Source organism: Granulicella sp. L60 (assembly GCF_009765825.1).
GTDB lineage: Bacteria > Acidobacteriota > Terriglobia > Terriglobales > Acidobacteriaceae > Edaphobacter.
This window is the reverse complement of sequence record NZ_LMUR01000022.1, coordinates 839,733-841,257: the sequence shown is the minus strand read 5'-3', so window position 1 is coordinate 841,257 and position 1,525 is coordinate 839,733. Positions and strand designations below refer to the sequence as shown.

The window sequence follows — 1,525 nt, the reverse complement described above, 5'->3', positions numbered from 1 at the left end:
GCATCTGGCCTACATCATCTACACCTCCGGCTCCACCGGCGCGCCTAAAGGCGTCATGGTCGAACACAAAAATATCGTGAACTACCTCATCGCTATCGGCGAAAAAATCTGCATTTCGGACCGCTATTCAATCGAAGGTTTACGTTTTGGCCTTATTTCGACCTTCGCTGCAGACCTTGGTTACACTGTATTATTTTCTTCACTCTGTCGAAAGGGAAAGCTTTATATCTTCCCCGTCAACGCACCCACTGACGCGAGCAGCTTCGCCTCCTACTGCAAAAACAACCTAATCGACGTAATTAAAATCACCCCATCTCATCTGCAGGCGTTGTGGGCTAAACCTAACGATTCCAGCCTCCTTCCCGCAAAACGTCTGATCTTTGGAGGAGAAGTTTTAACCAATAAGCTCCTCAACTCTGTTCGTTCTCTCAACACAAAATGTCAAATTTACAATCACTACGGTCCGACAGAATGTACAGTTGGGGTGTTAACTGGAGATATCACCACACTCAACCAAGACCTAATAGAAGGAAATGCTCCCATTGGCCGGCCGATTGCGAACACGCAGATATACATTTTGGATGGTCAAGGGGAACCAGTTCCTGTGGGTGTGGCCGGTGAGATGTATATCGGCGGGGCGGGAGTGGCGCGGGGATATCTGAACCGTCCGGAGCTGACGGCGGAGAAGTTTCTCCGGGATCCGTTTGTAGATGAAGCTGGGGCGCGGATGTACCGGACCGGGGATCTGGGCCGGTGGCGATCCGATGGCAACATCGAGTTTCTGGGCCGCAATGACTTCCAGGTCAAGATCCGGGGTTACCGTATCGAGTTGGGGGAGATCGAGTCGCGGCTGATGGAGCACCCGGATGTGCGGGAAGGTGTCGTGATCGCCCGTGAGGATGTGCCAGGCGACAAGCGGCTGGTAGCCTACTACACCGCTTCAACGGGGGATGATCCGGAGGCTCCCGATGCGGGACGGCTGCGGGCTCATCTTTCAGCGGACCTGCCGGAGTATATGGTTCCGGCAGCCTATGTCCGTCTGGAGTCTCTGCCGCTGACACCCAACGGCAAGCTGGATCGCAAGGCACTCCCTGCTCCCGATACCGATGCCTATGCCTATGCCGTTCGTGGTTATGAGCCACCGCAGGGCGAGATCGAAATCAGGCTGGCAGCCATCTGGGCCGACGTCCTTAAACTCGAACGCGTCGGACGCCACGACAACTTCTTTGAACTCGGAGGACACTCCCTCCTGGCCGTTCGCGTGGTCACCCGCCTGCAGCAGGTGTTGGGCGTGGAGGTGGCGATCCGTGATCTGTTTGCCCATCCGGAAGTCGCCGACCTGGCATATGCCCTTGGTAGCGCCGCGCAGATTGAACTGCCATCGATCTCCTCTGTAGAGCGTACTGAACATCTTCCTCTTTCGTTTTCGCAGCAGCGTTTGTGGTTTTTGTCTCAGATGGATGGGGTTCATGAGGCGTATCACCTTCCGATGGGTCTGCGGCTGAAGGGGGATCTCAGCCGTCTA

Annotated in this window: 1 protein-coding gene; it reads left to right on the top strand. The window is 55.3% G+C overall.

The window, feature by feature from the left end; translation table 11 throughout:
- Positions 1-4 precede the first annotated feature (4 nt).
- Positions 5-1,525: AMP-binding protein (locus GSQ82_RS24440; RefSeq protein WP_256370120.1), on the top strand; the 1,521-nt coding region annotated here is incomplete at its 3' end.